At 45.0% G+C, this 8,979-nt stretch carries 5 protein-coding genes and 1 pseudogene; all 6 read right to left on the reverse strand.

What is annotated here, in order from left to right:
* The coding region (locus tag QUB51_RS29595) for a DUF4114 domain-containing protein (protein WP_333264451.1) at window positions 1-3,903 on the reverse strand (3,903 nt) is incomplete at its 3' end.
* 703 nt (window positions 3,904-4,606) lie between these two features.
* Window positions 4,607-4,780, reverse strand: coding sequence for a hypothetical protein (locus QUB51_RS29600; protein WP_333264448.1), 174 nt, complete (start codon window positions 4,778-4,780; stop codon window positions 4,607-4,609).
* A gap of 651 nt (window positions 4,781-5,431) precedes the next feature.
* Window positions 5,432-6,028 (reverse strand): hypothetical protein, encoded by a 597-nt coding sequence (locus QUB51_RS29605; protein ID WP_333264446.1) that lies wholly within the window; start codon window positions 6,026-6,028, stop codon window positions 5,432-5,434.
* A 131-nt stretch (window positions 6,029-6,159) separates the two neighbouring features.
* The gene (locus QUB51_RS29610) at window positions 6,160-6,615 is read right to left on the reverse strand and encodes a transposase (RefSeq protein ID WP_333058184.1); all 456 of its coding nucleotides are present in this window, start codon (window positions 6,613-6,615) and stop codon (window positions 6,160-6,162) included.
* A 9-nt stretch (window positions 6,616-6,624) separates the two neighbouring features.
* On the reverse strand, window positions 6,625-7,431 hold the full coding sequence (locus QUB51_RS29615; RefSeq protein WP_333058180.1) for a transposase: 807 nt from the start codon (window positions 7,429-7,431) through the stop codon (window positions 6,625-6,627).
* Window positions 7,432-7,638: 207 nt separating this feature from the next.
* A pseudogene (locus QUB51_RS30555) lies at window positions 7,639-8,845 on the reverse strand (ISAzo13 family transposase).
* Window positions 8,846-8,979 lie beyond the last annotated feature (134 nt).

Genomic DNA, 8,979 nt, shown 5'->3' on the forward strand with positions numbered 1-8,979 from the left:
TTCGCCTCCTGTCAAACTGTATTGGTTGCCAGAATATCCGGGTATTTGATACTGAAATTTTCCTGCATCTACGGTTAGTTTAGCTACTAATTTTTGGGCTGTATCGGCGGGGGCGTTATTGTAGCCGAAATGGACAATGGGTCTGGGGTCTGCTCTGAGAGAATCGTAGGTTAGAGTTAAGCTGCGGGTTTCTCCCATTGACTGATAGGGTACGAGGTCGTGTGTTTCTATTACTGCCCCGGAGTGCATTTCTACGGAAGAGGTTAAGCCGCCTTTTGCTTTGCATTCGTTGCACTTGTCTTTGGGGTTGCGGGGGTCTTGACCCGGATTTTTGGGCGAAGGTGCGGGCGGGGCGAAGAAGTGCCAACTGCTGTTGCGGATGCCGCCTGAAACGGTTTCTATGGCACTCCCGTCAGCGGTAACTTTACCCGTACCTACATTGTCGAAGTCGCCTGTGGTGGGGTTAATCGACCACAAGTCCATCGTGCTGCCCGGTGCGTATCCCGCGCGGTTGGGCAAGGAGAGGGGGGCTGGAGTGGTAAACACCATATCCCCCGGCTGAATGGTGACTACCAAGTCGGTATGCAGGTTGGGCGGCAGGGCGGCGGGGGTTAATTCTGTGGGGACTTCGGTGATGCTGAGGTTTTCGGTGTAGGGGTTGCCTTCAGCATCTTGGAGGGAACCGGCTTTGACAAATACCGATGCTTTGGGAATGGCGGCGGTGGTGACGGTGGTGTCGGCGGCTGGGTTGATAATTTTGCCGTTGGCGGTGTCGATTGGCGGCAGGTAAATCGGACGGGAGATGACGTTGTTGACGTTGGAGTAAACTTCGTGTTCCAACAACAACGGCAGTTTTTCGGCAATGTAGGGGTAGTTGTCTTCGCCTGTAATGCCGTCGCCGTAAATTTGCAGGGTATCTGGCGGCACTAATTCGGGAAGTCCGAGTTCCGCCAAACCGGGAAATTCCAGCCGCAGAATTTCAAAGGAACCGTCGGCTGCTGTTATTGCCCGCAAGGCGCCCAGTCCCACCAACACACCTTCTAAGGGTTGCTGGTTGGTGTTTTGAATTACTCCTGAAATGCGAGTGAGGCCGGCAGTCGAAGGGGTAACGTTAACTGTAACAGGTCGAGTTGTTTCTAAAACTCCGTCGCTAGCGACTACCGTAAAGTTGTAGGTTCCGATTTCTTCGGGAGTGGGAGAAATTTCTAAAGTACCGTTGCCGGTGATTTTCCCCGTGGGTAAGGAAGCGGACGATTTGATGGCAAAGCTAATAGGGTCGCCGTCGGGGTCGGTTGCGGTGAGGGGCAGTTTGAAAGTTTCTCCGACTTTGACATCGATAGTTTGAACTGCTGGCAAGCTGGGGGCTTGATTTGTCCCGCCGGCAAGGGCGGTTGCGGTGAGGGAAAATTTCTGAGAGTTGGGATTGTTAATGGTGATTTCTACCGAGTCCGAAATCGCCCCGGCATCCAATCCCCCGGCGGGAATTGTGCCGCGCAAATTGATGTAGGGTTTGCCGCTGCTGTCCGTACCGCTAGGATTTTGCAGCGTTACTCCGGCTGGCAAATTCGGGAAAACCACCGCAACGTTGCGGCTCACTGGGTTGTTGCCGGTATTTTCTACCCGTACCGCTGCTTTATAGCTGCCCGTTGCAGGGTCGAACTGTACCTGAGTGAAGTTTACTTTTAAATCGGAAGCAGCAGTCAGGTTGGCGGTATCGAGACTGCCGCCAGCAGCAACTTTGTTCTGCGCTGCAACAAAAACCGGGCTGGCAGTACCTTCTTCATCGACGGTATTGGTAATGTTCTTGACTTCTACGGTACTGCCAGTATCGGTGTCGCTGTCAATTAACTTAAACAGCAGATTGCCGCTGCTGCTGTTCGTCACGTTTGTCAAATCGATTTCTACGATGTCGCCAGTGTACCGCACCCGTCCGGGTACGAATTCGGCTTTGCCGCCAGCTAGGGAAAATAGTGGCGTTCCGGGGCTGCCTCCGTCGAGTAGGGTTTGGCTGGGATTGTTGGAAGAAACTAGGAACACCTGGAACAAGTCTTCAATTGCCGATGTGGTATCTGTTTTGTCGAAGTCGGCTTTGAGTTGGAACTGCAGCGTGCGGCTGCCTCTAGCTTGCCCCAACTCTACTGGCAGTAGGGCTTGAACGAGTTTGCTGTTGCGTTCTGCCAGGAGTACGGTGTCTGTCGATGCTGCAGCCCAACCCGTACTGCCGTTGGGGGTAACGGTGAAGTTGCTGGCGACAGAGAAGTTAGCAGTCTGGGATGTTTGGTTGCCAGCGGTATCTGTTGCCGTGATGGCAACGGTGTGGCTGCCGGTGGCTAGCGGCGAGTTGGGAGGCTGCGAGTCGAACTTGCCACCGGTTTCTAAAGTCAAAGTATTGGGGCTGCCGTCATCGACGGAGTATTGTAGGTTGGATAGATTTGTTGCGGCGTCGGTTGCCGTACCGATGACTCGAACTGTGTTGCTGTGGTTGCCTCCGGGAATTGGTGTCTGCAGGACAGTTTGGGGGGTGGCGGTGTCGAGGGTGAAGTTGAGGCTGAAAGTGTTTGATGTGTTGCCGCGGGAGTCGGTGGCTGTGAGGCGGAGGGTGTGGATGCCATCTCTGAGGGGGTTGCGGCGGATGGTTTCGAGTTGGGTGCGGTCCAGAGTGAAGCTGCCGCTGCTGTTGAGGAGGGGGGTGATGTCGGCGAATTCGGCAATGGGAGTGTCGTCGAAACCGGCGCGGAAGCTGGCTATGCTGCTGCTGTCGGTGACGGTACCGCCGATGGTGGGATTGGAGGTAATGCGATCGCTGTTGGATGTTCCGGTATCGTTGGTTAGGGTGGCGGCGATCGCGGGCGGCGTTGTATCGTTGGGAACTAAGCTGTTAGCGTAGCTGATAATTTGCTGTCCCAGAGAGGTGGTGCGCCATTCTCTGGCTGGGTTGATGACACTGCCGAGTGGGGTGGCGCTGCCGGTGGCCCCGATCAAGCTGACGATAATATCATTGTAGTCGCGGTCTGTTTGGGCTGCCGGCTCGTCTTCAATGGCAAAGGTATTGCCCGAACCTGTAATGTCGGCGAGTGCTAGCTGGTAGCCGCTGTTGGTGGAATTAGTTGGGGAGACGGAGAATAAAGGGCGGCGATCGGGGAATAAATTCCACAGCAATTGGGTGGCGTAAGATAGTTGTATTGTGCCATTGGGAATCACCATGACCGCGAAGGTGTCACCTGGGGTCATGGTGAAGTTTTTGATGCCGGTGTATGGTCCCGAACCCCAATTAAGTTCTCCTGGCATTGAACCGCTGAATTTGGCCCCTTCGGTTGAGTCGCGGATTACAACGCGACCTAACGTGGAATTGGTGAGAACTCTGCGGAATGCCTCTTGGATGAACGGTTGTGAACCGGGGATTAAGGTTTCCATCCCCGTGAGGCTGAAAATAGCCAGTTCCCCTTGGTAGTATCCTCCATCGAACAGGTAGTCTGCACTGACTTGTCCGCTACCACCGACTTGGAAAACTCCGAGGGGCAAATTGTTGTTTTTTGCCTGCCGTTCGGGGGTGGATGCGCCGAGGAGTTGACTCCAAACGGTGCGGCTAGCTTGTGTTTCTACTTTTTCGCCGGTTAAGATGTCGCTGCTTGCGGAGGCTGAGGGCAGGGCATTTGGGGCTGACCCCAAGAGTTGCGGTTGTGTTAAAAATTGTTCAAAACTATTGCCATCTTCAACTTTTTGTGATGTTAAAAAATTGACATTGGATGCTTGTAAAACTGGAACGGGAATGCTGTTGGAACTGTCGGCAATACTGCCTGAATTTAGTAAGTTTTCTGACGTGAATAAACTGGTTTCAGTTAATTCTGAATTAATTTCAAATGGCTTTTGCAGAGGCAACAAAACGTCTTGAAAATTATTCATATCTCCTCGCACCCTTTTAGCAGTTAACTCAAATCGCTATCTAAATTTAACTGAGAAGTAAAAATTCACCACAGACAGGCGCAGATCGACTCAGCTCCGTTTGGAGCGAAACTGACGCTAGCAATTATGCGCTACATCTTGTAAATGTATTCTTTTTTTTCTCTGTTGCAAATCATATACTGCTCTGGGTTTTATTTTTTCTCAAAGAAGTTAAGATTAATCAACATAAATTGCGAAATGTAATATTGCTCTTTAGCGGTTGAAAATCACAGAGCGGTTGAAAATTGTTGTAGAACCTGTGAGAAAATTGCACAACAAGGGAAATTTGATTGTACAAAGCGCGAACAGTGTCTTAACAACTGCTTCACTAATGATTAATGGCTCTTACTCTTCACCAATTTTGAATCGCAGGCTAGCGGTCATTGGTAACAAGTTAAGCTAAGAAAGCATTTGTCAATCAGCAATTATGCTCAACATTTACTCGGATTTTGGGCCCAAAATTGAGATTTGGGCGATCGTGCGATCGTGCCGAGGGTGATATTTATACCTACTCCCTCTCAAATCGTGAATTTTCCACTCCTAAAAAAGCAGTTTTTTTGAGTAATATTACTGATTGGCAAATGCAATTAAGTCTTAACTTGTCACCAATGGCGAGCGGTAAACAGTAATCAGTAAATAACGATTTGCTAACGAATACTACTAATTACGTGTCGGCGGATGCTGCAGGCAATATTGCTAACGGTATTTCTTTGCTTCCTGCTATTTCTAATAACGGCAAGCGAGTGGCGATACTCTCATCGGTGGGGCTGGTCAGGATACTTTTGTGTTGAGTGCGGGGTTGGAGGTTGATACGATTGTTGATTTTATTCTGGGTCAAGATTCGATTCAATTAGCTAGGGGTTTGAATTTTGGGAAACTTTCGATAGTGGCGGAAAATAATAGTACATTAATTAGATGGGCGAGCAACAATCAATTGTTGGCGGTGCTGAGTGAAATTTCTACAAATGCGCTCGGACTTCAAGATTTTAATTCAGTTGAGTTATGAGATGTAAAATTTTTTTTTTGAGGTGATAAGCGTTTGAGCAATTCAGGATAAAAACGTGAGTTCAACGCCTCGCGATCGCGACGGTCAACAGAGACTCCTTCTTACTCGCTCGCGCGGTCGTGATCGCGAGCGACAATTCAAGGAGACGGGCTTTGTTGCCACATCAACTGTCGCGCTCCGCGATCGTGAGTCCCGAGCGGCAAACTCCCCGTATTGAGGGATAATTCAAAGCAGACAGACCGCAGACTGCATCGATTTTAGAGAGCGCATAACAATCGAACTTAACTAAATATTATAGCAGTATTGTTTGGGATTTTTAATACTATAATAAAGTCTTTTGTGTGTGACGAATAATTTCCAATATATAAGGTTTATCCTTCGGTTAAATGCTAATCGGAATAGAGAATTAAGGATAGAGTTATTTTACCTGCTGGCCGTCTATTTGCAGGCATCGGGGAGTTCCCCGATGCAGGTCTGTATCTGTTAAACCACAGTCTTAAACAGATTTTGCGCGACGAAATTGCCCACTGCTAAACCAGTTGGCAGCGCATCATCAATCGTAGCCTCGCGCACGTGCACGCCGCCGTAAACCCGGCTGATGGCATCCTCATAAGCAGCATCGTAAAAACTGTTGTAAGTGCGCGTTACACCGGGCATTTCTTGGGAAACTGCCGTAAAAGAGTAGTTTTCACCAAAGTTGTTGTTCTGGTTAATTTCGGCAATCAAGTTGCAAGCCCCCGGAGCTCCAACCGAGGTCATGTTGCCATAGTTCAACCTAACGGTTGTGAATTGTCCCGGAAGCAGGTTGACTTGTTGGATAGTGGAGGTTAGCAAGCAATCGTTGACTAATTTGCCGTCTGGGGCGCGATCGATGGTCTCGTCTGTGGAAGTGTAGAGTTTGACTGTGACGGGGCCTGTAACTGGTGCGGAACCTTGATTTGTCAGCTTCACGTTGACTTTAGCTCGATCGCCCATTTCAATAGTTTTGGGCAAATCTATCTTGCTGAATTTAGCCACTAAATCCCCCTGAGAGGGAAGTAAATTTTGAGCAGTTACTATATCTACAACTTTTTGATGCATTGATGTGACCTTCTTGAAAATTTCAAGCTTTTTGTTATTTCAAAGCTATCCGACTATTCACCCCTTTTATGTAGCATTAATTTCAACGGGCAAATAATAAGTTTCTTAGGAATCAATACTCCGGACAGTTTTTAAGCAGCCAAAGTACCATAAGACAAGACTGAAGGAAGATTAGGATGGTTTAAGATCAAATCCGGGTCTAAATCTAACTTGTCAATAAAGGTACAAAGTAGATGCTTATTGAATTCCAGACGTTTATAAGAAGCCATAGAAAACACAAACGACTTGGCAGATGAAGGACAACTATAAAGTTGATGTTTAGCTAAGTTTAAGGCAATTAGACTGGCATTAAAATGAAAATCAAGCCGTGGTAAATGACGAGCTTGACAATCAGACAATCCTGTAAATTGCTTGGCATCACGAAAAATAAATTCAATCTGGAAGCGAGCCTGATAATATTCAAGAATTTGCTCAGGTGGTAGGTGAATATCAGTGCTAAACAATAAAGCATTTTTGATTTTGCCGTTGGCTTGAACCTCAGAGATACAAACCAAAGAAATTGGGCAATTTAAACAACAACGACCCACCTTCAATGTCTATAATGAAACTCCCGGTTTTAGGTCTTTAACAAAATTAAGACGACTCAACTCATGGCAGTCAACCTTGCCATCATATTTACGTGGAGCTCCCAGTTTCTTTTGTTCACCTGTATAGAGATAGCGTAAGTTAGCATCACTTCTTAACTTGCCAATAAAGTCTAAATTTAAGTCCCGCCCAGTCTCCCAGAATTTAGAGCGATAGTAATAGCCATCAGCTACCAAATAACGTACAGAAGTTGGGAAGTAAAAACGAGTATTCTTGAGATGTTTTGCATAGTCATCAACTCTTGTGATATCAGGCTTTGAACTTTGAGAGTCAGGTTTTTTGCGAGTTTTTCTTGACCGGCAATTCTTCGGTTTGTGGGGCAGCTTTTTCGCAGGCTTTATTTGAGGGTGTGATGGAGTTTGTTGGACACTTAAACTATAAGATAAACGAGTCTCAATTTCGACAATAGAAATAACAGAAATTTCCAATCCCTCTTCCGATTTTCCCGCTACACCATTATAAAAATAAGCTTTACCGTCAGTTTTCTGGCCACTTTTTCTTAAGAAAGAACAATCAATAACAGCAATGATTGTGTGTTCAGGATTTAAGGCTTTTTCGAGGAAATATTGATTGAATTGTGGAAAGTTAAAGCTTTTGAGAAAGTGACGACGGTAGGTTTTTTCGCTCACAGAACTATAACGACTGAGATTGGTGAAGTTGACCTTGCCATAAACAAGCAAAATAGTTGAGAAATAAATTGAGGAGAAACTTCTTTTGGGGTTGACTAATCCGTGGCATTTGTTGTAAGATGGATTCAATAATCTTCATAAGGCAATCTGTTAAGCTTGTGTGTTTTTATAGCTTAACCTAAAAGAGCGCCTTTTTTTCTGTTCATTTTGGGTTCAGATTGCACTCACTTTTTTCGCTTCTGTGATTTATTGCGTAAGCGTTGCTTGCCGTAGGCGTCGCATCCCTCTTTAAAAACTGTCCGGAGTATTGTTAGGAATGAAAAATAACTTAATGAATTACTCAGGTTGAGGTACGGCTCGATAATTCCATTTGGGCAAATATTCGTCAAAAACAATTTGCATAGTATTTTTGAAATTATCAGCTACCTTCCGACCAGTTTGATAAACTTTATTAAGGATATTTACAGCTACAGATAGTCCCGTTTTAGTTTGAGTTTTTTCGACGAGAGCTTTGACTAATTCTAAGCTTGTAAAAATTACTCCTTGACAAGCCCTGGTAATATGAGGAAAAAGTCGATGTTCTATGGGATTATATTTAGATGTATAAGGAGGGTAATGAGCAATTCTGATCTCTATTCCTATTTCATTAACTAATTTCTGCAAATCTTCTTTGAAAATATAATGATTAGCATTATTACTACCTCCCCCATCACATTTTGCCAAGATAGAATTAGCGTTAGGGTACGTAGCTTTACCATAATTATTCCACCAATTTTTTAAAGACTCACAGGCGAATTCACTGGTATCTTTACTATTTCCTAATGTTATATGTCCTCGGTTTTGTTGACAATCATAAATCCCATGTGGGATCACTTTACCGTGACCTAAACTCCAAAAATCATGATCGAAAGTAGTGACAGGTTCCTTTGTATAGAGAGTTCCCGGACGATACAAATTTCCCAAAACTTCTTTCTTTTTGGTATCAAAACTAATAATAGGATTGCTGGATTCTCTATACTCTGCATGAAGTCGAGCAATGTTTTTAAATTGAGCATCCCGATTCTTATTAACTCCTATTGTTTTTTTTTTGAGCTTTTCGTTTCACATACCCATGCTTTTTTAATAGTTGGGCAACTAAGGGGAGCCTAATGGTAAAACCTGCCGCTCGTAGTCCAGAAGCTATTTCTTTATGCGTCAAATTAGTCCATTTGATTAACTCATTCATTGGGTCTCCGGCTGTGTGATTTTTTAAAACTTCTAAAAATGCTGCCTCAATGCCGATTTGAGTAGACAGAATACTTTTTCTTCCCCCTCCTTTCTTTCTGATCCTGGAACTCTTTAGTGTATCTGAGTCCATTTTTTCTAAATCTTCTATTCCCTTGACGATGGTGTTTCGACTGCATCCCAAAAGTTGCATTACATAGCTAATTCCACCCCATCCTAATTTTTGAGATTCTCTAGCTGCATACCTTCTTTTATCTTTTTCTGATAAGAATTTATAAAATTTTTTCATTTCTGACTCAATTGAATTAGAATAAGACATGGATTTAAAAGTAAATTAGAATGGTTAAGTAGAAAAATTCGTTGTGAGTTGCTCTCTCAGGGTAAACGCATCTAAATTAAGTTGACAGAAAATCATATTTGTGCATGATTTGTTTTTTATAAAACAATTCTTAA

This window comes from Microcoleus sp. AT8-A3 (assembly GCF_036705675.1).
Taxonomy (GTDB): domain Bacteria; phylum Cyanobacteriota; class Cyanobacteriia; order Cyanobacteriales; family Microcoleaceae; genus Microcoleus.

Excerpts from the sequence above, each read along its gene's own strand:
- QUB51_RS29605 (WP_333264446.1), bottom strand. The coding sequence starts at position 6,028 with ATGCATCAAAAAGTTGTAGATATAGTAACTGCTCAAAATTTACTTCCC.